Annotated in this window: 27 protein-coding genes; 3 read left to right on the top strand and 24 right to left on the bottom strand. The window is 30.7% G+C overall.

Features of this window, described 5'->3' with window-relative positions:
* Positions 1–2: 2 nt before the first annotated feature.
* The 7 genes from KQ44_RS11365 to KQ44_RS11335 form a co-directional block, all read right to left on the bottom strand.
* Positions 3–614 (bottom strand): hypothetical protein, encoded by a 612-nt coding sequence (locus KQ44_RS11365; protein WP_096737502.1) that lies wholly within the window; start codon positions 612–614, stop codon positions 3–5.
* A complete protein-coding gene (locus tag KQ44_RS11360) occupies positions 611–1828 on the bottom strand; it encodes a baseplate J/gp47 family protein (RefSeq protein WP_096737501.1) in 1218 nt (405 codons plus the stop codon). The genes KQ44_RS11365 and KQ44_RS11360 overlap by 4 nt, the downstream gene beginning before the upstream one ends.
* An 82-nt stretch (positions 1829–1910) precedes the next feature.
* Complete coding sequence (locus tag KQ44_RS11355) at positions 1911–2252, bottom strand: hypothetical protein (RefSeq protein ID WP_096737500.1); 342 nt, start codon at positions 2250–2252, stop codon at positions 1911–1913.
* Positions 2253–2422: 170 nt separating this feature from the next.
* A complete protein-coding gene (locus tag KQ44_RS11350) occupies positions 2423–2788 on the bottom strand; it encodes a hypothetical protein (RefSeq protein WP_096737499.1) in 366 nt (121 codons plus the stop codon).
* Positions 2785–3492, bottom strand: coding sequence for a hypothetical protein (locus KQ44_RS11345; RefSeq protein ID WP_096737498.1), 708 nt, complete (start codon positions 3490–3492; stop codon positions 2785–2787). Before KQ44_RS11345 ends, KQ44_RS11350 begins: the two co-directional genes overlap by 4 nt.
* Positions 3493–3640: 148 nt before the next feature.
* Positions 3641–4039 (bottom strand): retropepsin-like aspartic protease, encoded by a 399-nt coding sequence (locus KQ44_RS11340; protein ID WP_096737497.1) that lies wholly within the window; start codon positions 4037–4039, stop codon positions 3641–3643.
* Positions 4032–4295: a hypothetical protein gene (locus KQ44_RS11335; RefSeq protein ID WP_096737496.1), complete on the bottom strand. Its 264-nt coding sequence runs from the start codon at positions 4293–4295 to the stop codon at positions 4032–4034. Before KQ44_RS11335 ends, KQ44_RS11340 begins: the two co-directional genes overlap by 8 nt.
* Before the next feature lie 278 nt (positions 4296–4573).
* Between KQ44_RS11335 and KQ44_RS11330 the strand changes: the two genes are divergently transcribed.
* Both KQ44_RS11330 and KQ44_RS11325 read left to right on the top strand, forming a co-directional pair.
* Entirely contained in the window at positions 4574–5239 is a 666-nt protein-coding gene (locus tag KQ44_RS11330) for a TM2 domain-containing protein (RefSeq protein ID WP_096737495.1), read from the top strand.
* A gap of 4 nt (positions 5240–5243) precedes the next feature.
* Entirely contained in the window at positions 5244–5849 is a 606-nt protein-coding gene (locus KQ44_RS11325) for a hypothetical protein (RefSeq protein ID WP_096737494.1), read from the top strand.
* Between the two features lies 1 nt (position 5850).
* On the opposite strand, the gene KQ44_RS11320 is transcribed toward KQ44_RS11325, so the two are convergent.
* The 12 genes from KQ44_RS11320 to KQ44_RS11265 all read right to left on the bottom strand — a co-directional run bounded on the left by KQ44_RS11320 (position 5851) and on the right by KQ44_RS11265 (position 18224).
* Positions 5851–6990, bottom strand: coding sequence for a hypothetical protein (locus KQ44_RS11320; protein WP_096737493.1), 1140 nt, complete (start codon positions 6988–6990; stop codon positions 5851–5853).
* Positions 6991–7260 (bottom strand): hypothetical protein, encoded by a 270-nt coding sequence (locus KQ44_RS11315; protein ID WP_096737492.1) that lies wholly within the window; start codon positions 7258–7260, stop codon positions 6991–6993.
* Entirely contained in the window at positions 7223–7696 is a 474-nt protein-coding gene (locus KQ44_RS11310) for a hypothetical protein (RefSeq protein WP_096737491.1), read from the bottom strand. Before KQ44_RS11310 ends, KQ44_RS11315 begins: the two co-directional genes overlap by 38 nt.
* A 479-nt stretch (positions 7697–8175) precedes the next feature.
* The gene (locus tag KQ44_RS11305) at positions 8176–8496 is read right to left on the bottom strand and encodes a hypothetical protein (protein WP_096737490.1); all 321 of its coding nucleotides are present in this window, start codon (positions 8494–8496) and stop codon (positions 8176–8178) included.
* On the bottom strand, positions 8493–9077 hold the full coding sequence (locus KQ44_RS11300; protein ID WP_096737489.1) for a hypothetical protein: 585 nt from the start codon (positions 9075–9077) through the stop codon (positions 8493–8495). Before KQ44_RS11300 ends, KQ44_RS11305 begins: the two co-directional genes overlap by 4 nt.
* 223 nt (positions 9078–9300) lie before the next feature.
* Positions 9301–9861 carry a hypothetical protein gene (locus KQ44_RS11295; RefSeq protein ID WP_096737488.1) on the bottom strand — a complete coding sequence of 187 codons (561 nt, stop codon included), beginning with the start codon at positions 9859–9861 and terminating at the stop codon, positions 9301–9303.
* 86 nt (positions 9862–9947) lie between these two features.
* Positions 9948–10403, bottom strand: a complete 456-nt coding sequence (locus KQ44_RS11290; RefSeq protein WP_096737487.1) for a hypothetical protein — start codon at positions 10401–10403, stop codon at positions 9948–9950.
* A 16-nt stretch (positions 10404–10419) separates the two neighbouring features.
* The gene (locus KQ44_RS11285) at positions 10420–11835 is read right to left on the bottom strand and encodes a hypothetical protein (RefSeq protein ID WP_096737486.1); all 1416 of its coding nucleotides are present in this window, start codon (positions 11833–11835) and stop codon (positions 10420–10422) included.
* Positions 11836–11933: 98 nt separating this feature from the next.
* Complete coding sequence (locus KQ44_RS11280; protein WP_096737485.1) at positions 11934–12869, bottom strand: hypothetical protein; 936 nt, start codon at positions 12867–12869, stop codon at positions 11934–11936.
* Positions 12870–12967: 98 nt separating this feature from the next.
* Positions 12968–13843, bottom strand: coding sequence for a hypothetical protein (locus KQ44_RS11275; RefSeq protein WP_096737484.1), 876 nt, complete (start codon positions 13841–13843; stop codon positions 12968–12970).
* A gap of 211 nt (positions 13844–14054) precedes the next feature.
* The gene (locus KQ44_RS11270; protein WP_096737483.1) at positions 14055–15986 is read right to left on the bottom strand and encodes a phage portal protein; all 1932 of its coding nucleotides are present in this window, start codon (positions 15984–15986) and stop codon (positions 14055–14057) included.
* Positions 15987–16079: 93 nt separating this feature from the next.
* The gene (locus KQ44_RS11265; RefSeq protein WP_096737482.1) at positions 16080–18224 is read right to left on the bottom strand and encodes a phage terminase large subunit; all 2145 of its coding nucleotides are present in this window, start codon (positions 18222–18224) and stop codon (positions 16080–16082) included.
* 197 nt (positions 18225–18421) lie between these two features.
* On the opposite strand from KQ44_RS11265, the gene KQ44_RS11260 reads away from it, so the two are divergent.
* A complete protein-coding gene (locus KQ44_RS11260; RefSeq protein ID WP_096737481.1) occupies positions 18422–18829 on the top strand; it encodes a thermonuclease family protein in 408 nt (135 codons plus the stop codon).
* Here KQ44_RS11260 and KQ44_RS11255 read toward each other — a convergent pair whose 3' ends face one another.
* From KQ44_RS11255 to KQ44_RS11235, 5 genes are all read right to left on the bottom strand, one after another.
* A complete protein-coding gene (locus KQ44_RS11255) occupies positions 18830–20824 on the bottom strand; it encodes a hypothetical protein (protein WP_096737480.1) in 1995 nt (664 codons plus the stop codon).
* A gap of 14 nt (positions 20825–20838) precedes the next feature.
* Entirely contained in the window at positions 20839–21264 is a 426-nt protein-coding gene (locus tag KQ44_RS11250; protein WP_096737479.1) for a hypothetical protein, read from the bottom strand.
* A gap of 70 nt (positions 21265–21334) precedes the next feature.
* Positions 21335–21874, bottom strand: coding sequence for a hypothetical protein (locus KQ44_RS11245; protein WP_096737478.1), 540 nt, complete (start codon positions 21872–21874; stop codon positions 21335–21337).
* Positions 21875–22252 (bottom strand): hypothetical protein, encoded by a 378-nt coding sequence (locus tag KQ44_RS11240; protein ID WP_096737477.1) that lies wholly within the window; start codon positions 22250–22252, stop codon positions 21875–21877. It lies immediately after the preceding gene.
* Between the two features lie 10 nt (positions 22253–22262).
* Positions 22263–23273, bottom strand: coding sequence for a major capsid family protein (locus KQ44_RS11235; RefSeq protein ID WP_096737476.1), 1011 nt, complete (start codon positions 23271–23273; stop codon positions 22263–22265).
* Positions 23274–23276: the final 3 nt, after the last annotated feature.

The following is a 23276-nucleotide window of genomic DNA, read 5'->3' as shown; positions in this document are numbered from 1 at the left end:
AATTACACCTCATCAATTAAATTAATTTCCATATTAAAGCCGATAGGCATATTTAATACATTTCTATAAGTGTTATAAATTATTCTAAAATCCTGTGAACTTTGAGTTGTCGGGAGATAAACTTTAAAATATTTTAATCTAGTTTTGTCTATTTCAATTTTCACTTCTGTAATATTTACTTCGCAAAAGTCCGCAAGCATTCCTGCTAAATTGGGTATGGACCAGTGAGTGTATTTTAAGTTATAAACAAAAGTAAATATTTTTTTTAATAAAGGAATAGGCACTAATTCGGCAGTACCATTTTCATCGTATTTATAGAAACTGTCATATTTAAGTCCGCTGTCATAGTATGTTCTGTCTACTAAATAGTGCGGTCTTTTCATACCGTAAACACTTTCTAAATAATACTGTAAATATTCTGTCTGAGCCTGATTAATACAAAACTCTTTTCCATATTCTCCAAGCTCTATTTCTTTTGTGTCTTTATTGTATTTAAAAAATAAATCATTATAATTTTCTTGAATATAATCTCTTAAAAAAGCAAAATAATTCACTATAGCGTCAGAGCGTTTATATTGCTGCCAAACCTTTATTTTACTTAATTCTTTTATCATACGCTAGCTCCTGTGAGATTACATTGTAGATTTAATAATGTGTATGCCTCATCAAACTCAGTCTGTAATTGTCTTTGAGCATTCAAAGAAGCAGGCTCATCATTGACAGTGAGCGTATAATTTATTCCAGTTATAATGCTTATATTGTAAAAATTATCTTTAAAACATTGATAAATTAAATCATCGAAAGCATAACCAGTAGGGCTATATCCTATTTTTAAATTATTAATATAATTTAAAAAATAAGTACGAAGCAGTAAAGTAAAAGCCTCGCTCGGTATATTAATAAATCCGCTTTGAACTGTAAGCGAAATATTTATGCTTAATTGATTAATTTTAGGTCTTGTATAAGTGATAGGAAAATCAACTTCATTAAAAGTAACATTTATATTTACTGTTCTGTTTGTTTCATCATTTGAAGGATTAGAAACAAAAATATCAGGATAAAGTACGCTATTAAATATAGCTAAAGCAACTTGATAATCATCACCTCCGCCAACAATAACTTCTAAAACTGCTTTACTTACTCCTTCTTCTACAATCTGCGAAGCCTGATAAGTACAAAGCCTATCAACTGTACCTTCCACCTTTTTTAATTCATCATTTAATGTTGCTACAGTTCCGCTTCTATTTGCTAAAGCTCTATTTTGAAAACGAATTCTAAACTCCGAAATAGTTTCGGCGGGTGTAGTTTCTACTGCATCATTTAAATTAGTACAGCTAGTAACATTTAATACTTGATTGAGCATAACTGTAAGAGTATTCGCAGGTGTAGGCGTATCATAATAATCAGCCCCCTCACAGTAAATACTTACCTGTCCTGAAGCATTTATAATATCGCTTTTTGTAGTAATAAACTTTTTAGAACTATCCTCATTGCTTATTTCTAAACCTTCTGGAATAACCACTCCAGCAAGTCCGTAGAAAGTTATAGTTGTATTTGGAAGTGCTTTATCTTTAATTTTTAGACCAAATGCTTCGCCAAGCTCTAAAATCATAAAGTCATTAGCATAAAGAGGCGATACGCTGTTCATAACATTAGAGAGCATATCTTGTATTTCAGAGATAACAATAACACTTTCATCTAAAAGATTATTCTGTATTCCGCTTGGGAGATTAGTAAAGCCCTCTACGTTGTCTATAGCTTGATTAAGAATATCATCTCTAATGTCTGTAGGGTTATCTTTAATTACTCCAGTATTGCCTATTATCATTATTGCTATGCTCCTGCTCGCCTTAAATATGCGAACAAGTAAACTTATTCGCAGGCTCGCATTCGCTTTCCTCCTTTTATTGCTATACTCCTATAATAGCAGTATAATTAAGTGTTTCATTATTACTGCTATTTTTTAGCTTCATATTTATGTCTATTTTCATTACTCTTGCTTTTTTATCTTCTTCCGATTTTCCAATCGTTACATCAAAATAATTATTAAAATCTCTTGCTATATTCTCAACTTCTACTTCAAGCAAAGAGGAACCGTTTATAATATTTAAAAAATCAAGTCCGTTATCAGCATTAAAAGACTGTTCACCTTTTATAGTTTGAAGCCTAGTAATAAAATCAATTATCCTAGTTTCAATATCGCCTGTTACTTCATGCCAAGCCCCATTAACATCTAAAAGCCATGCTCCCATTATTGCTATGCTCCTGCTCGCCTTAAATATGCGAACAAGTAAACTTATTCGCAGGCTCGCATTCGCTTTCCTCCTTTATTGTTATGTTCGCCCACCCAAAGGGTGCCTACTCGGTCGCCTAAAAGTATCTGCCAAACAAGTTTGTCAGATGGCTTCGGCTCACTCCTCCTTTATGCTCCTAAAACTTTAGTCTGTCCTGCCTGCTGTACTGTAACTGTTACCATAATTGTAGTTGTTGCCCCAGTGCTTGGGTCTGTAGCAGGGCATTGAACAGGAGTATTTGTTTTATCCCCTTCCAAAATTACAAGCACATTATCCGCCTTTACTTTTTGTGCAGTGCTTTCAATATTTCCAACACTTGGGGCAGTCTGAGCAAAATTACCTTGAGTAGCTCCCGCAACCTGTACTTTAAGAGGCGTTTTATATACTCCATTTCCGCCTGCTTTTACTTTTACAGATGGACTGTCTATTATAGTAGCCTGAGCTGTAGCATTGTCTGTTGTAAGCGTACAGCCTTGAACTGCTATGTATTTCACTGAAGCACCTCTAAATTATTATTTATTTTTACGCTTGTACTTCCCATTTCAATTACATTTCCGTTTTTATCTTCTACTGTTGCCCCACTGCTTGAAAGAGTTATTTTATTCTCGTTTACATCTGTAATGCTTATTCCGTCCGAACTCATAACAATATTATTTTTATTTGTGTCTAATATATTTATTCCGTTTTCATCTATCAAAATATTATTGTTATCGCCCTCATCATCGCCTGAGGCATTATCTTTTATTTGTATTTTATCATCATCAATGATTATTGAAGTTTTACCGTCCAGTGAATATATTTCAAAAGCCTTACCCTCTGTATCTTGAATAAAATCTAAATTGTCAGGAGCTAAAGGCAGAAACAAATAACCCGAACCATTGGCATTTTCAGGCATATTTTTTGGCGGTGTATTATTATCTTTTATATAACTTCCGCAAGGATAATTTGAGGCTATTAAAAGCCCAACATCGCCTTGTTTGATAGGGTAGGTAAAATAGATAGGGCGTATTATAGGCACATTATCGGCATAACCTATAACATTGTCATTTTCAAGCATTCTGGCAACTTTTACTTTATTGCCTTTCACTTCCTCAACCTTACAAGGCTCAGATTTTGGAAGGCTTTTTAATGCGTTGTTTATTTGATTAGCAATATTATTATTTATACTTTGATATGTGTCTATTTTTTGTTCAAACATCTTTTTATTACCTTTATTTTTATTATAAAAACAAAGCGTAAAAAAAGATTTATACTATAGTTAGTTTATCGATGTTTAGGGAATAAAAAAGCCGAAACCGTAAAAACGATGTCGGCTTATGTTTTTTATTAAGAAATAGTGTTTATTATCAAATACTGAAAATAAATGCTTTATCAGATATAATTAAACAACCACGCTGAATAATATCCATACCTATTATTACATCAAAAGTAGGATTATCTGCTATTTCAGAAACAAATAGTTCTTGAGAAAGAGCTATATTTTGAGGGAAAGGCAGAAAAATATTAACTTTATAAATATTAACTTCGCTAGTTCCTAAAGGAGAAAGCATAGCTCTTTTTGATATAGGCTGTATATTTAATTGTTTAATGACTTTAGAAGTAACAGCACTATTAGTAGCTCCTGTATCAAATAATACACGTACTTTATTCTCATTAGAAGTGATTCGCTGATGACTTATATTATCGTATATAAATGCTTCACAGATAGCTTGATTATTTACAATAGGAAGTGTCAATTTAGGCATTTAACACGCTCCCTATATATCCTAAATTGATAACAATATCATTCACTTTCTGTACAGAATATAAACCATCTTCATAAACTTTTCTAGCATATTTTAAAGCGTCATCTATTGAATCAAAATAATCTATTATTTGCTGTTTTCTTAATAATGCCACTTTATTAAGGCAGTCATAAGGAATGTGATTATTTTCTTTTTCTCGTAAAAAGAATTGATAATTCTGTGAAACTTCATTTTCTATTTCATCTTTAGTTACCATAACACCCTCGTAAAAATTATTTTTTGGGAATTATTAATCTCCCTGTAACAAATATATAATATATATTACTAAAATACAATACAAAAATAGACAAATTATATAAAAATGTCTAAAAAGCAACAAACACAATATATACTTCACACTTTCGCATAAAAAAATCCAAAAGACCGCTTATAAAAGGTTTAAAAAGTAGTAAAAATATATAAACTGTATATATAGACATTTTTTTAAAAGAGTTTAGAATATTAGTATATCTATAATATTTTTAAGGCTTATATATGAATAACAATATAAAAAAGAAGTCTAAAGATAGAGCTACTATATTAGCAGTTCTATCCGCTACCTGCCTTCCATTTGGATTACATAAGTTCTATTTAGGAATGTACAAAAAAGGAATATTATATATTTTATTTTGTTGGACATTTATTCCTCAAATTATTTCTTTGATAGAGTTTTTTCTATTTATAAAAATGAAAGATGATGATTTTGATATGAAATATAATAAGCTCTATGTTAGAAATGAAATATATAATAAAGTTATGGAAGAGTGTAAATATATAGAGGCAATTAATACGGAAATAGATAATTCTTTAACAAAAGATGAAAAATGTTTTTTAAAAACATATTCACAATGGTATGAATACAGAAAAATTAAAGGAAATGATAAATTAGAATTGATAACTCAAGGAAACTTTTATTTGACAAATAAAAGAATTTTTTTAGTTTCTAATACAGAAGTAAAAAAAATAGAATTGAAAGATATTATAGATGCCGTATGTAATAAAGATAATATAAACATTCCTAATATAGTAGAGATAACTAAGATAAAAGGTAAAAATGTTGTTTTTATGTTTGATAAATTAGAAGATATGTTTAAATTATATTTTATGATTATAGCTTATAAAAATAATTTACTAAAAATTAATAAAACTTATGAGGAATAAAGTTATGAAAAAAATAATCTTTTTATTTAGTATTTTTTATTTTGCTGTTATTTGCTATGGATATAAAATACCAGAAGGCGTAAACAATATTAAAGACAATAATAAAATACATTATGAATTAAATAGAGATACTTATAAATTTGTAATTTTACAAGAAAAAGAAACGCTTGAAGTTCCAGCACCTCATTTTTTTATTATCATAAGAACACAAACACCTGTAACAGAAGAAGATTTAACAAAAGGATGTTTTTTAGATATTAGAGAAAATAATAATATATATGGTTCTTTTTCTTTTGGTATGATTATAAGTTTAAATGAAAAAATTAATAATATGATGTATTTTTCTGGTATGCCTGATGTTTCTGAGGCAGAATTAGAAGATTTATCTACAAAAAAAGTAAATGCTGTTCTTATAAGAGCAGAAAACTTTAGCGGTATGCATTCTTTTTATGAAGACTTAGAATATAGAGATCAATCTAGTATACAAATAAAAGAAACAGAGAAGCATTTTATTAATGGAGAAATAGAGAAAAATGCCTCTCAATTTATCGATGATTTATTAATGATGACTAGGTTTTATTTTGAAGTATGCGAAAAAGTTTTAAATTAATTTAAGATAAAAGATTTTTACCTGAGTTTAAAGCCTTAATATCTTTAATTTTCACAGCTTCTAAAATTGTACAAAAAGCATTTATATCAGTATTCCTGCTTTGTAGAACATATCTAATAGTAGTTATTTGATATGTTCCCTCATACATTTTCGATACTCGGTCGGCAGTAATTCCAAAACCAGCAGGGTCTCCCTCTGTTATAAATGCCTGCCCGTAGCCTATAAAACTTTCTAATTTAAGCTGTATTGTTTGGAGTATTCTAAACTTAGAAGTAAGGGGCACTGTAAGAGTTATAGTGTTAGGATTAATTAATTGAGGCTGTCCGAGTAAATCTTTATCGCTAATTATATCTATTTTATTTATTGCAGGTTCTCCTATATATATTGTGCTCCCTTGTTTTTTTATAACTTCATTAAATGCTTTTTTTACATAATCAGCTAAACATACCGCCCCTTTTCTTTTTGTTTCAAATATGCCTTCAATATTATTTGAATGAATATTAGTTTCTGCTAATTCAATACTGCCTTCCGTGTGAATACCAATTTCCGCAGAAATGCCTTCTTGTTTTGCTCTTGTTAATATTAAATAATTATCTATGAATTTTTTTACATCATTTCTCCATTCTGTACCTTGATATATATTTAATTGATTAACAGAGGCTTTTTCGTCTTCTGTTAATTCTCTTACAGGGATTAAGTTTAAAACAAGAACTGTACTTGCTCCGTCCATATTGGCATAGCTGTTTGCCACATAACCGTCATAAATTGGCGTTGTTGTTATTTGACTGTCATTTAAAGCATAGCAGGTATTTTTTGGATCAACCAATCCTTGATGATAATGTATAGGTGTTGCTTTTACTCCAGCATAAATTACAATTCTAGCTCCTGCCAATTTTCCTGCGGAGTTTTCATTATGCCAATATCTATTTACATTATATAAACTTAATACTGCCATGTCATATATATTTTTATTGCTTGTATCACAATATGAAACGCACTCAAACTCTATATGTATATTGTCGCCCATATTGCCTAAGTTTTGCTGTAATACCAAAGTTGTTGGCGGTTGGTAGTTAGGCTGTTTGCTTCCGCCTACACTCACGCCGTTTTTTGATGTTAGTTCTATTTTATAAGCTCTCATCTATGCCCTCCAAGTAAATAACTCCTGTATTTCCTCTTCAAACTCTTTATAAATGTCTATGAGGCAGAGTTTTACTTCATTTAATTTATTTTTAGAAAACAGTGCTTTTCCTTTCATTATTTTAAGCTCTTCGCCTCTCATTTGTAAAGTTATAGACTGTAATTTATCCTTACAGGCTACACTGAAAGTAAGCTCATTGTACGGAAGCATTATTTTTAATTCGTTCCAGATTTTAGTTTTCAATAGTGTTGTTTGTGTTAAACTTTTCATAGTCTATATTCCTTTTTGTTATATTTTCAAAACTTTTGCTTAAAAATAGTTCATAAACAGTGCCTAAAAAATCATACGGAAAATACTTAAAATCATATTCATATAATTTATTTGTAATAACTTTTATAATATCAGAATGTATTTCAAAATCTATTTCATTATCTTTATTAAAAATACTAGAGCCTGTATATTGATAAGCATTATTAAATAATTTATTTATATCATCAAATCTTTTAATATCTCTTAATCCAGTGATGAGCATTTTTTTATCTTCCATAAACTTTAAAGCTATTAATTTGATAATTAGCCATTTTGCTATCCTATCAATATCATTAGAAGATAATTCTTTATTTAATGAGGATATGCTTATAACTATCCTTACAGTTAAATCATCTATATCTTTAAATATTTTATTATCAATATTAAAATCTTCCATAAATTAAATTGCCGTACTGCCTTCACAGCACAATAGACAGCACGGCGTAATCAGTCAACTCTTTTTTTTAAAATTATTCACAATTTAAATCAAATTAAACTAAACAAAGACTAAAGCTAAGTTCTAGTTATCGGTTTTGATAATTCCTTACTGTCATCGCGACACAACAGTAGGATAATATGAACAGTTTTTGGCTCCTCCTTTTCTAATTAAATTATTTAGTATGTATGTAAAGAGTGCGATGTACACACTATTAATTAGCGAAAACAAATAAGAAGTTTTATTCACTAATTTAATTATACATTCAACTTCTTGAAAAAGATTTATACTATAGTTAGTTTAAATTAAAAAACATAAAAAAATAAGCTAGTATCTTAAAAACAACAAAAAAGATACTAGCTGTTAATTAATTTTAAGGATTATATGAGTTACTTAAACTATACAATATAATCTATATATTTCTTTATACTATAGTTAGTTTAATCCAAAGAATAGAGCTCAAATTGATTCTTTTTGAAATTAAATATTAATTTATAGTTATTAAAAGCTATATCTCCGATTAAATAATTGACATTTTCAGCAAGCACGAAAGGAACATTACTTATAATAGCCTCCCCTGCCTCATTAAGTATAGAAACTTCCACATTTTCCATATAAAAGTTCGGAAATATTTTGAAAGTGTATGAAGTACCATCTATACTTATCTGCTGTGAATAAAATCCAGTTCTCAAATCAGGATATTGCTCTGCGAAAGTCCCTTCCGTATTTACAGTGAAAGAAAAAGATTGTAGAAGCGTCATATAATAACTCCAGTAATATATTTGCTTAATGTACTTACGAGCTTGTCTGCCTCGCTTTTATAAACAGGAGTTAGCGTCTTTAAATCAAGCCTAAATGAAACGCCTTTTTGTCCAGCCTCGTTTTCTATTCCGTACAAACCAACTAAAACAGCATATTTAATATCTCCCCAAGGAGTGAGTATATTAAAAGTGCCTCCCTTCTGTACATAATATTCCAAGGCGTCAACGAATATTTGATTAGTTATCATTTGAACTGTCCACGGATTAGCTGAAGTGATTAAATTATAAAGTATTACAGAAAAATCGGCATTCTGCCTCACAGCTCCGTCTATTAATAATTGCTTGTTCAAATAAGGATATTCAGAATATTCATTAACCAAAAAAGGAACATCTCCATTGTAGGTAACTTCAAACCCAACGAGAGGGAGAGGCAAATCATTTTGAGTAACATATCCACTTAAAATATTTGCCGTATCTGGTAAAATAACCGCAAACTTATTATATTTCGCTGCTATAGATTGAAAATTAAATCCAGTATTGTTTATACTTGAGGCAGAGCCGAGTAAAGTTTGTATCAGCATTTTTTTAATATTCCTTTAGCTTATTAAAAACTTTTTCTTAAATAATGAATTAAACTATTATAATTATTAACATTATCTTTTTTTAATTGTTTTTTTACTTCATTACTGAAATACATATCAATATATTCTTTGAAATAATTGAAAGGAAACCTAAAAAGAAAATCAGCAATACTGTTTTCTGTAGGCAACCTTTCAATATTTCCATTTCTATAAATATGAAGCCCTATGCCTCGGAAGTCTCTTGCGTTTGTGATTGTGTCATAAAAGTATTCTTCCACTCCGTAGCATTCAATAATGTAAAAGTTATGCCGACCTGTTTTATCCTTTCTTCCCACGCTTCTATAGTCATTCTTGGTTTCGCATAGCGAAGAGTTACTATAAAAAAAAGCAAAGACCCTTTTATAATTTCTTTTGCCTCATTGTCTAAAGTATTTAAAGGCTTTATTTCGTTATTTTCAAAATAATAACCTGCGGCAATAGAGCGTTCAAGCATAGCAGTAATTTTTAATTTACTGTCATCTATATATTTTTTGTATTTAGGGTCATTAATATTATATTTATTTTCTGCTTGATATTCTATTATCTCATCAATATAAATATCATAGTCAGTGAGAAGAACTAGACTATTTATTTTATCCGTATATTCCGCAAATCTCCCAAGCACTAAAGCATTAGATTTTATTTCCTCTCTATTTACAGGCGGAAGAAAAACATTTATTTCACCATTTGTAGTATTGATAGGGAATACTATATTTGCTGTATTGTAGTCTATTTTAGCATTCATATTATTGTTATGCTCATGCTCGCCTATAAACTCAAAGCAAGTGAACTTACTTTGAGGCTTGCAATCGCTTCCTCCTTTTTTATTTTTTATCCTATTAAAACTCCGTAGAGTTCTGTATTCACTGCTAAAGTACCTTTAACTGTAAAAGTATAAACAGGGCTTGAGGCATTAGCAGAAACTTCACCCATTGATAAAACGCAGGCGAATAAAGTATATTCTCTTCCTACATCATCAGTAAATACGCATGTTCTGTTTGTACCTTGAACAAGCCCGTTTGTGAATATTCTATTTCTCCAAGTTTCCGCAGGAGTTACAACTTTATTAATAGAAACATTGATTGTAGCAGGAACAGCCATTTCAACTGCCCCAACGGTCCCGAAATTGACTTTTAATTGTTTTACTGTTTCTTCATCTATACTCATAGAAGCAGCGTCTTCTCCCATATCGAAAGCAGTAAGGTTTAAGTCTGCGTCATCAGGAAAAATCAAAGAAGTAACCGCTTTATTTATAAATCTTTCTAAATAACTAGGTAATTGTGCCATTTATAACCTCCTTTATTTATTCTACTGTAATGTTTGGTACTACTTGTAATATGAAATGCCCTATAGTAGCATAACAAGAAGCACCGTCATATATTCCGTCTTTCCAGTCTTGATATTGATTAGCTTTATACGTAGCAAAATCAACTGCCGCCCATTCTCCGCTGTTTAATATAGCATTTGTATTAGTGTCATAATCGGAGCCGAAATTATCTAATACTCCGAAAGTAACCATCGTATTGCTTATAGCAACTAATTTATTTTTTATTATATTAATTCCGTTTTGATTAAACTTTATAGCTTGAAGCGGATTATTTGAAGCCTGTATCATCATTGAGACAACATCTACTGTAAGCCTAAAAATGAAAGTATCTAAAGCAAAATAATATTCCCAATCTTTGCCGTCTGCTACCATTCCGCCTAAAATAACAGTATTATTATTAAGCGAACCTATCCAGCTACAGCCGTTTTCATTTAAAGCATTTACTAAAGAATTAGATAATCTGTCTTGAGGAGTTATACCATAAATAGTTTTCCATTGAAGCAGTGAAAGAGGATTACTCACACTTAAATCATAAAGACTTCCTGATTTTACAGCCATTATAGCACCGTTCGCACTTTCTCCTTCAACTGCGGAAGGATAGATAGGAGCAAAACTTTTACTTGCTAAATATAAAGCAAATGTTTCATCTGTGCTTGGGTCAGTGCCTTCAGGAAGTTCTATACTAAAATATTGCCCTGCTGTAACGCTTGAATAAGATTTTACCAAAGCGATAAAATCAGTATTAGTATAAAAAGCAGTAGGACAAGCCCATTCATACACTCTTAATTCTCCGCTTGCCACAAAATCACTTAAAACTTGAACTGCTTCAGAAACTATTTCGCTTGTTATGTTGGTCCAATAACTTGTACTGCTTAAATTAGTAGGTGTCAAGTCTGTGGCACTTAATGCTGTGTCTGCTTGAATACATTTATATGTTTCGCCTTGAGCATTTACATATAAACTGTCTATTTCATAACTTTTAGGATCCGATGTTTCTTCCCAATAAGTACCCTCTGCTAATTTGCTTGGTGCTAAATTAGTTTCGCTTGTTGCTGTATCTGCCTGTAAGCATTTATATGCTTGGCTTGTGCTCACATAATAATCACCTACAGCGTATTGCTTAATGTTTGGAACTGTTCTTGTTTCCAAAACATTAATTTGTCCCATAGCATTATTAGTAAAAAAAGAGTTCAAGAAACTTTCAGTATATGAACCTTCTTTTAATTCTAAATCTGCTATTTCACTTTTACTTATTGTCTTTAAAGTATTAGCCTCTAAATTAGTATCTCCATAGCTTACTACACCAAAAACTCTAGTATAGTCCGCAGGAGTATTCACACCTAACACTTTGACATTAACTATTACAGGTTGTAATGGATTAGGTCTGCTCATTGTTGTTATGCTCGTACTCGCCTATAAACTCAAAGCAAGTGAACTTACTTTGAGGCTCGTACTCGCTTTCCTCCTTTATATTTTTTTATAATAAATATTTATTGCGGGTTTATTTCCTCCGCATTAAATAAAGTTATTTTTTGTTCATTAACTTGAACGATAATTGTTTTTATTAATTCTATTACAATATTGCTTGTTACTGTTTCTTGATAATAATTTATCTTAAAATCGCTTATAGCTTTATTGCTTACTATTCCAAAGCCTTTTTGTCTGTCATCTGAAACGCTTTTAAAATTAATAAAATCATTTACTCCAAAAACGTTATTATTATAATTCTGTGCTAATGTTTGTATGTTGTATGCTAATTCCTGCTGTGCCTCAGTAGTAGCATTTATTAAATGAAGTCTTATAGTGTCCTGTTTCCATTGCCCCACATAATTATTTTCATTTTCTTTTTTGTATCGGGACATTGAAAGTCCTTTAGTATCAACTACTTCTACACTCAAATATGCTGTTTCTAAATTAAGAGGGCTTAAATATGACGGATAAATAGGGATATTTAATCTGTCTTTATTGTAAATCCAAAGCGGTATTGAATTATTTAATAAATTACTGCTTATTTCTGTAATATCATAAACAACAAAACCTTTATTTTTATTTTGTAGTATTTCAGCTCTGTAATCATAATGATTTGCTTCTTGGTTATAAGCTATGAGAGAATGAACCATAAAAAAATTATTGTCATAGCTTAAAATAAAAAGCTCAGGAGTTTCTTTGAAAGTATCGCTCAATGAAACAGGAGTTTGTATAATATATTCTCCTATGTCCATTTGCCCAGACAAAGCCATTTCTCTGTTTTTATTTGAATGTATCGCTATGTTTTGAATAATTGTACTTTTAGTTTTATCTATCAAAATATAGCAAAATCCATTTTCTAAATTGATTTTTGAGGCACTATAACACACGCAAGGAACGGTTTTTGATGTAAACTCTTTTGAAGCCTTATTTAAAAGTTTAGTTTTTTCTCCAGCCATTAAGAAATCCTTTTATTGCTATGTTCGAACTCGCCTAATGACTCCCTCGACACTGAAGTATCGAGGCGGCTCGTTCTCACTTATACTTTTATTGCTATTTAACTATATTCAAGTCCTTTCTTAGTAATTATATTTTTATATTCAGCAGGTATTTCATAAAGTCTGTAAATTAAACGCATAGTACATCGGCAGTTTATAGGAATGCCCGGAAGTCCGTCCTCAATTTCATCAGCATAATGAACATCTTTAGTTTTTTTAATAAGTCCTTTTTTAAGTGCCTCACTGTTTCTAAACAAATATAGCTTACCTTCTCTTTGCCAATGATTATTATGCATTTTATCGCCTTTAGGATAAAGCCCAGACGGATTGCCTACTACTCTAATGTCTTTTCTATTTTTCCAAATGAAGCCTATCGCATTATTTTTAGTTGCTGTAATGTATGTCATATTAGAAACGAGCTTATGCTGTTGGTCTCTAATTATCATATTCTGCCATTTGTTAGTTTTATAATTTTTTTTAGCCTTCTCAGGCAGTACATCATTCCAAAAGTCATACTCTAATTCTTTTAAGTTTTTATTAGGGTGCGGAATTGAAACAAAGTTCATTAATCTGTTTTTTATTTCTTCTATTGTGTTTTTGTCTTGAGTTGTTATATATGATAATGAAACATTTATCCTGCTTTCTAGCTCTTTTTTGAAATCAGGCTTTAAATCTTCAATTTTATATTTTTGAAGTGATGGGGCAGTTCTGAAAACGCCTTTTTTTATAAATTTATTATATTCATTTTTTAATTTAGAACGCACTTCTTTATTCACACTTTTTAATACTTTGTCATAATCTTTTTTTATGCCTTTATCTATTGCTCTGACAAGTGCCTCAATTTTTGTACTTGACAAAATATTATCAATGCTGAATAAATTATCATCGAAAAATGACTTTAATATTCTTTTTGCTGTATCAAATAAGCTAAGCATAACTACAGTATAAAATCAATTAATGAAAAAAGATTTATACTATAGTTAGTTTATCGCTGTTTAATATTTTTTATTTTGGTATTGACTTATCATAAAACTTTGTTAAACTAAATATATAGAGCTGGAATGAATGGCAGAAAATTTGCCGCCCTCGACTGCCGCTTGCTTGATTTTCAAGTACTGCGATGAAGGGAACGGGCGTCCTTCCATTTTAGCTTTTTTTATTTAATATATTTTGATGTAATTCTTCTTTTCTATTTCTATCTTTATTTATTATTACATGATAATTTACTATTTCATAGTTTTCTTTTTTATCTGATAATTCTAACAATACTAAATCGCTATGTTTATCATCTGTTCTTGATATAAAATTATGATAGGCTGTCTTTTCAGCATTTGCCTTTAATATTAATTCTGGCTTATATAAAGCATTTCCTATTATTCTTTTAGCTTCTTCTTCCGTAATATCAGGGTGGCTTGCCTTATTTTTTTCAATTATATTCTTTTTTAATAATATAGGCTTATCTTCTAAACCTTGTTTTTTCAAAAAAGATTTTGGAAAGTTAGGCAATGTATTATCTTTATTCCAGTCTATTTTTTCAAGCTGTTTAATTTTGTCCTGTATTTCTTTTTCTTCTTTTTGTTTATCTTCTTCGCTTGAATCTTCGTTATTAGTTTCTTCTTTGTCTTCCTGTTTATCGTTTTCTCCGCTTCCTTTTTTGAACTGTCCATTTTCATCTCTTGGGTGTTCTTCTTCCTTAAAATCAGGCGACTGCCCGCTGTAAGCGTCAGAATCTGCTTTTATACTACTGTCATTTTTTGTATAATCAAACATTTCCTCATCATATTCTGTCCCTCCCATTCCGTCCATTCCTTGAGGCGGAGAGTCTAATTCCATTTCATTCTTAAATATTTCGCTTTCGTTTAGCTCCTCTTGAATATCCGCTATATTAGCTCCTAATTGCTGAGCTTTAAGTAAATTATCAAGTTTTTTAGCATTATTGTCTTGAGTAATACTTTCAGGCTCTGGAAATAAGTTGCCGTATTGATATGTGAAATTATCCGCCCAGCTTCTAAATATTTCGCTGTCTGTTTTATCCTGATATTCGCTGTATTTATAACGCATATCATCTATAAAAGCACTGTCCCAAGCCTTGAGCATAACATAATAATCAGTAAGATTGTATAGAGGAGTGAGTTTGTTTTCTCTAAAACTTTCTATTATTGATATTTCAGTTTCTTTGTCTTTGTCTCCCTCGCTAAATCCGTTTGAAAGACTTTTATCGAATAGTATTGAGGCAGGCGTATCATTCAATGCTTTTGTTATGTCATCTTCAAGTTTATTAATGCTTTCTATAAGTCCGCTTAAATTAGAAATAGGGAAATCTTCTATACTGCTGTTAGAAGATATAGCAATAACTTCTCCGCTTCTTTTTTGCCTTAAAATCTGTTTTGCGGCAGTTATTGCGTCTATTATTACTCCATTTAATTTAGCTTTTTCAGGATATTTATAAATAATTGCCCCTGCTTTATAAAGTAAATCACCTATAGACTTTATTGCGTCATCATACTGCTCTAATAATTTAACCATATTATAAAATACAGAAGGAGGAGAAAACGGAATTAATGAAGTTCTACTGTCTAAATAAAGAGGCTCTAAAGCGTGAGAAACACAAACTCTTTTTCTAGGTATTGATTTAGAACTTACTTTTACATCAATTACTTCCAGAAAATGAAAAGATAAAGGGTCTAAATCCACCCTCGAACCGCTTATATTAAGCGGGTCCAACACTGTAAACTTCATTTTATATTTATGAGCGTCTTCAAAAGTAGGTTTTGTAGTAAAGTCGTCCTTTTCTTCCTCTTCATTATACATCGCCACATATAAAGCCCCTGTTCCGTAAATACGGGCATTGTATATAGTTTTTTTTATAGCGTCTTGCTGTTTCATTACTTCCGCTGTCTCTTTGAACTTTTCTACTGCCTCAGGCGGTGCTTTCTGTATATCTATTTCTCGCTCCGCACTCATAGCAAAGTTTACAAGTCCTTCGACTATTCTTTTGCCGAGTGTGGCAGTTCTATAAATATCTTTACATTCATCGTATGATAATATTGTATTTTTACCGTCTTTAAAGAAGCTCATATTATTGTTATGTTCGCCTACGCCTATGATTAAATACTGACTTCGTCATTATTTGGCTTCGGCTCACTTCCTCCTTTTTATTATTTTTTAGTATTAATTTTTTAATGCCTCACCTTCATTTTCATAATAAATAAGTTCAAGTAATGTTTCCAAAACGATATTCTCTTTGACTTCCTCAGGGATATATTGACATACATTATCTATAATAGTCCTTTCAAGTTCCTGATTTTTGGCTAAATATATAAGTTTGTTTTGTATATAAGGCATTGAATAAGCGGCATAATCTATTAGTTTAAGTTTCTCTATTTCTATTCTGTCTATATTATTAGTATTTAGACTTCTGAAATCTATATTCTCATTGTCAAAAGCTATTATTGAATTAACATCATTTATATAATCTTTTGTCTTCTCTGCTATATCGTTAGTGTCATATACTTTTATGTCTTTAATTAAGAAATGCTGTAATTGTTTTAATCCGTCTCTGGTATAGAAATAATCAAATAACACAAATACGCTTTTACTTCCTTTGTAGCTGTAATAAGCAATTTTGTTTGTAATATTGTATTCAGTATCAATATCATCAATACATTTAAACCAAGCTCTTTTGAAGTAAACATCTATAGAATTAGCATCTTTCAAGCCTAATAGCTCATAAACGCCCCATACAAAACTATCAAGCCTGTCTGGGCTTTCTCCTTGTTCTCCTTGATAGCCTTGTATTGTAAGTAAAAGCATTTGATTTTCTAAAGTAGGGAAACTTTTTAAGAAATACACTTTTCCTTGAGAACATAAATTTGCTACAGGTAAAGCTCTTAAATATTTACTCTGTGTTGCTCTAACTGCTATTAAACGAACACTTTTACTTTCACTTAATATAGTATTTGCTACATGATCACCGCCTTGATTTTCTTCATAAACAACTGCTTCACATTCATAATTGAAATAAGTCTTTACAAGCACTTTCGCATATTCTGAGGCAGTATAATGTCCGCTTACATCAGCTATTAAATGAACATATCCCTCGTGAGTTAGTCCTAATACTGTAATTCCGTACTCGTTATTGAAGTCTTTTGAGCTTGTGGCAGGGTCGGTTGCTACTATTTTACGTACATAATTGTCTTTGTCATAAGCTAAATTGAGATTTAAGTCTTTTATCTCTTCATAGGTCCATAAAGCTCCGTCAAACTCTGTCTGCGGTTCTCCGTTCCAAATATATTTCCATTTTTTTAGATTTGTTGCTTTGTCAAGTTCCGCTAATGAAATAAGTTCTGGCGAATTAAACTTATTGTCATAATAGTTTATATTTATATGCTGTGTCAAAATGTGACGCTCTCGGGTCACATTTTCATTAAAAAAATAATCATAAATTATAGTATTTTGTCTATGCCTGTTGTAAGTAAATATTATTTGATAGTCTTCAACTCTTGCCGCAGTCGGTATCAATTTTTCAAGTGAAAGTTCTGAAATACTTTGAGCTTCCTCAACCCAAGCTAAAAATAAAAGGTCTGTAGATTTTAATGTGTCCGAAGCGTCAGAAGAAGCCTCTTTTAATCCCATAAAAATAATTCTGACATTATTATGTTTTGAAAGTATTTCTTGCTTTGTAATATTAAAATATTTCTCAAGATGATATAGTTTAATAATACGTTCAAGAAGCGGTTTTACCGATGTATCAATAGATTTTTGTATCTCACGACCGCAAAGCAAAGAGCCTGCCGTTCTTCTTTCAAGTGCCTTTAATATAACATATCTTGCCACCTGTTCACTTTTTCCGCCTGCTCTTCCGCCTTCAAGGTGTACAAACTTTTTTGTAGGGTCAATATTCTCTTTTCTAGCTAATTTAAAGAATAATTCTATATCATGCCTCAAAATCTCTAATTTATAATCAAGCTCAGTTGCCCCACCTGACTCTTCGCCGTCTTTTTCTATTCCTATGCCATGGCAGTATTTTGCTAAAAAAATAAGCCCCTGTACTGATTTATTTGTGTATAATTTTTCTAATATTCCTTTTCTCTGCTTTTCTTTTAACTTCATATACCAAAATGTGAGTGTTTTTTCGTTTATTTCTTTTCCTGCCTCATCTTTTAATATTCTGTGTACGCTTTGCTTTACCCAGCTATTTTGTAAATAAAGTTCTTCAAAAGTTGGATATTTAGACTGTTTTTTATTGATATAGTCTTTAAACTTCTCAATCATAAAAGGTATATGATATTTGTCCTTAATTTTATTATTAGCCATTTGCTTAATTATAGAATAGAGAAGAGAAAAAAGATTTATACTATAGTTAGTTTATATATAAAAGAAACAATACTTTTCACTTTTATAATTCCTAATTTTAAGTAAAAAAAATCAAAAAAACCGCTTATAAACTGTTGTGAAAGTATAAAAAAAATGTATAAACCTTTTATATACTTTATTATTTGTATGATGTATTTATGAAAAAGTTATTTATATTTTTACTTATTTTTAATTTAGCCTACTCTCAAACTTATAAAGGAGAGATAACCAATTTTGAGCTTGTCAGAGTAAGAGACGGCGATACTTTTGTTGTTAATATAAAAAATATTCCCGCCGTGTTTGGAGAAGAAATAGCTATCAGAATACGAGGCATAGACACTCCAGAGCTTGATGATAGTAGAAAAGCTATTAAAGACATAGCCTATAAAGCCAAGTTTGAACTAGAAACTTTGTTGTATTCAAGCAAAAAGATAGTTTTATACAATTTAGGACGTGATAAATATTTTAGAGTGTTAGCAAGTGTAAAAGCCGATGATATTGATGTGGGGCAATATTTGATAAAAAAAGGGCTAGCCAAAAAGTACACAGGCAAAAAAGAATGGTAATTACCTTTTAGAATTAAAAGATTTTATTAGTTTCTCTAATTCGTTCTTTATTTTTCGTATATCATTATCATTACGTACATTAGCATTAATATTTATATTATATGTTCCTCCACTTGCTCCCGAAGAAGCTAATTTTTGAGGCTGTTTCATAGCAAAAATGTAATCTTGAGGATCTGTTTTTACAACTTGCCCCGTTTTTGTAATAATAGCGTCATTTACTCTTTTTTCAGGATATTGAGATATTCCTCCATTCTTACCAAGATACTGATAATCGCCTTTTTCATCTTTTATTTTCCACCAACCATTTTCAGCTTTATATTTAGGACCAGAATAACCAAATATATCACCTATAGTTTTTCCTCCTATTCCAAGTTCCATTAATCCGCTAATAAAACTATCAAGTCCCATATCTATACTAAGAAATATTTTAGAAAAACTTATTTTCACCTTCTCCCAAATATCGATAAAGCTATTTTTTATAATTTCCCAAATATTATTTGCATTTAACTTAAAATTATCCCACCATTCTTTTAAGCCTTCAACTGCCTCAAATACAGCTTTTAATTTTGATATTGGGCTAATTAAATCAGCTAATAATTTATCTATTCCTAATTCATCAAGTTTTTTCCATATATCGCTCATAAATTGACCAAAAACTTTTATTCCATTTCCTAAAGGTTTTAATATAGGTTTTATAGCATTCCAAAACCACTTAAAGTCATCTATAATTTTTTTTATAGTTTTCCCCATTATATTAATAAAAGTTCCGCCTATAGTCATAACAGTTGGCAGAATATCTTTTTGAAACCATTTAATAAAATCTATTAAATCAGGTTCTATTGTTTTCCATACGTTAACTAAACTTTGCCCTATTGCTATTAAATTAGGTTTTAAAATATCCCATAAATTGCTGATACCATCTAAAAATCCTTTTGATAATTCTTTTAATACGTTTGTCCACCCTTCAGTATCAATGCTAAACCCTTTGAACATTTGACTAAAAAAATCTTTTCCACCATTAAATAAATCTATGCCTTTAGATACTAAATCACTTCCAATTTTTCCAATAGAATTAAAAAAACTAGACATCATATCTAAGTTTTTTTTAGTAAATACTTTACCTAAAAGCCAAGTAAAACTATCAGCTAATTTATATATATAAGGTGTAATCAATTTTAATCCAGTTGTGAGAGCAGGTGCTATTTTCCCGCCTATATTTTGCGAAACATCTTTTAATATTGTAGTAAAGCGTATTAATGCTCTTTCGCCTTCCATTAAAGATTCCCCGCTTTTTCCTCCAAACATTCCCATACCTTCTTTAAAATATTTCTGTATTTCTCCTGTCCCCTCTTCTAATACGAATTGGAATTGGTCAAAAGGTATTCCTATACTATCAATAATTTGTTTTTTTAAGTATTTAGGCAGGTCGCTGTCTTTCATACTTTCAAGGACTTCAAAAAGTGCCTCAGTAGGGTTCTTATTTTTTAAATCTGAGGCATTAAGTCCTAAACTTGCGAAATTGCCCCATTTTGAATAATCTGATAAAGAAGTTGTAAGTCCTTCTATAGATGATATTAAAGTATCTTCACCTATACCTGTCATTTTACCCGCAAAGTTCAAAGCATTAGATTCTCCAAAATCAAGACCTATGTTTTTAGCTCTTGTATTTGTAGATAAACTTCCGTTCATAGCGGCAATTCCTGCTGTAATACCAGCCATAGGCAAACCTGCTGCAGCTAAAGCTCCCCATTTTATTTTACTAGAAACTAATCTAATAAGATTTAATTTTTGTAAACTAACCCCTAATAATTTATTTTGCTCTTTCAAGCCTTTATTAGAATCAATTATATTTTTAGAAAAATCTGATGAATTATTTTTAGTATTTTTATTTGATAATTCTTGAAATCCGCTTAAATTAGTTTTTATTTTCTCAGACATTTTAAATGCTTTCTCTAAAGCACTTAAATCAAATCCTATAGAATAAAGTTCACTCATTCTTTAATATCCTTTTAACTAAAATAATTAAGTCCCTCATTACTGCTTTCCCCGTTATAATTTATTTCCATACTTTGATAATATTCTCCTGTATCAATAAGTCCTACTGTCCCCGTTCTTTTGGATCTTAAAGTCATTATCCCGTGTTCCCCTTTCTCCATAAAATCAAGCCATAACCCTTTTATATGGTTTGCTATTACGATATTTGAATTATCGCTTTCATTTGGGTGTAAAGCAGAATAACTTTTTTCTTTAGCAATAAAAAAAGAAATATCATCTTTGTATTTTTCTAAAAACTTAGATACTACATGATATTTCTCTTCAAGTTCAACAGCTATTTCATAGACTGTTTTTTCATTATCTTTTTCATCATAATAATTTGAAGCATTATTGTGAATAGAATCTTTTTCTAAAAAAGTTAAAACTTCTAATGCGTCCATTATTACTATGTTCGCCTACGCCTATGATTAAATACCGACTTCGTCATTATTTGGCTTCGGCTCACTCCTTTTATATTATTATTCCGTTCATCTGTTCAAAATACATCTCAGCCTGTACTCCGTACGGCGTACTCATAAGCCAAGAAGTCTCCAAATCGCCTTCCGATACGCTTTTAGGCAAAGTAGATGAGGCAGAAGAACCGCCTGACGAAGAAGATATAATTATTCCAGCCGTACTGTCATAAACGCCGTATTGAACATAAAGTTTTTGTAAAGCTTCAGTCCCCACAGGGGCACAGGCGTGCGGTTCATTCCAAATATCTCCATTCTCATCTTTTTTCACAGCAAAAGAAGAGCTAACTATTGATATATGCAGAGCATAATTAAAAATTAAATTAATATAATTATAATCCCTCATATAACGCTTTAAAGAGGCACATCTATTCAATGCCTCTTCATAAGCTAAAGTTGTTTGCTGATATGTATACTCACTAATTCCAAAAGTTGTTGGAATAGTATCTTCTGGAGTTTCAATTAAAGGATCTTTCTCTTTTAAAGTAGGCTCTTTTATTAAAGCCCACTTCAAAAAAGAATCATAATCTAAGGTCATTTATTTTTTACCCTCATCTTTCTTCATTTTCTCTACTTCTATTTTTATTCCGCCGTCTTCATCAGTTGCTTTCATTTTTGATTGGTCTTCCTGTACCTTTTTAGCCTCTTCTTTCTCTACATCTTTATTCTGCTTTTCTAAAGCATTACCATTTGACTTTCCAACCTTTATAATAGCATTTTTACCTGAAATATACGCTTCATAATTGCTAGCCCATTTTTTGTACTCATCTTCACTAGCAAAGGTGAGTTTATGATTTAAAGCATAAGCAGGTATCTTGAAATCCTGAGTATAGCCGTTTCCTTTAGCGTCCAATCTTCTTAAAGGAAAGTTTCTATTTTTGCCTGTTACATTGCTCACTTCTACAGTATAACTCATTTATTCCTCCTTATGCATAATTATATTCTATGGCTCTTATAGCGTCTGCTCTTACAGTATAAGCAGGCGTATAAATAGAGTTTATAACCCATTCATGAGATTGATACATTTCAGGGTTTTGGTATTCTTCATACTCTAAAGCGTCATCAATAAAAGTATTGACGTAATCATCAGCACTAACAGTATTAAAGTAACCAGTAGAGTCTCTATCTTCTTCAGGTATTTCAACACCGGGAGCAAGCATAAGCATTACATCAGTATTGCCTGCCCCTTTCCCTTTCATATATGAACAAGGAACTAATTTAACATTTAGTCCATTCATATCATAAACTACATTTTCAAATATTTTAGCTATTGAAGAAGTACCTGCTCCTTTCTCCTGATAAGCAGTGAGCGGTACGATTTTACTTCTTATATAGTTTATAGCGTCTATTGGAGCTACTATAACTATAGGTTTTAACATATTCCAAGAAAGATTTCCCAATTCTCTTGCTTGAGAAACTAAAAACTCCATTAATTCGCCCGGTATATATGTTGTCAATTTATTATTTGAAGCACTATCGGCAGGTAAAGATGTAGTTTCTGAAGCAGCATTAAAAAGCCCTTGATTTTCTGAAGCGTCTGCTCCAAAGAATGTTATATGTGCTCTTCTTTGTGCCATAGCCTGTAATGAGATAATTTTTTTAAACTCAACTAAACTTTTACCAGCACCTAGCTTATCAAACTTAGCTTCTTCATTAATATTAGTTGTAAAAGATGTTTGTACTTCATAATAAGGAACAGCCATTTGTCTGAGTGTTCCGTCATTTTTTGGTATATCTTTTCTCCAAATTGAAGAGCCTCCAACTACAGTGTTAGCACTTATATTGTCTGCTAACATTACATACAATACATCATCTCCTCTTGTTCCATAATTAGTTCTTTTACCAATTACAGCATTATACTCTATACTCTCATACAATTTCCCTATAATGCCCGGAGCCTTAGCGTGAGGAAATATTCTTTCAAAGTTCATACTCATAAT

The organism is Brachyspira sp. G79 (assembly GCF_002379365.1).
Lineage (GTDB): Bacteria > Spirochaetota > Brachyspiria > Brachyspirales > Brachyspiraceae > Brachyspira.
Note: the sequence above shows the minus strand (reverse complement) of the source record. Positions and strands in the feature narration are given on the sequence as shown.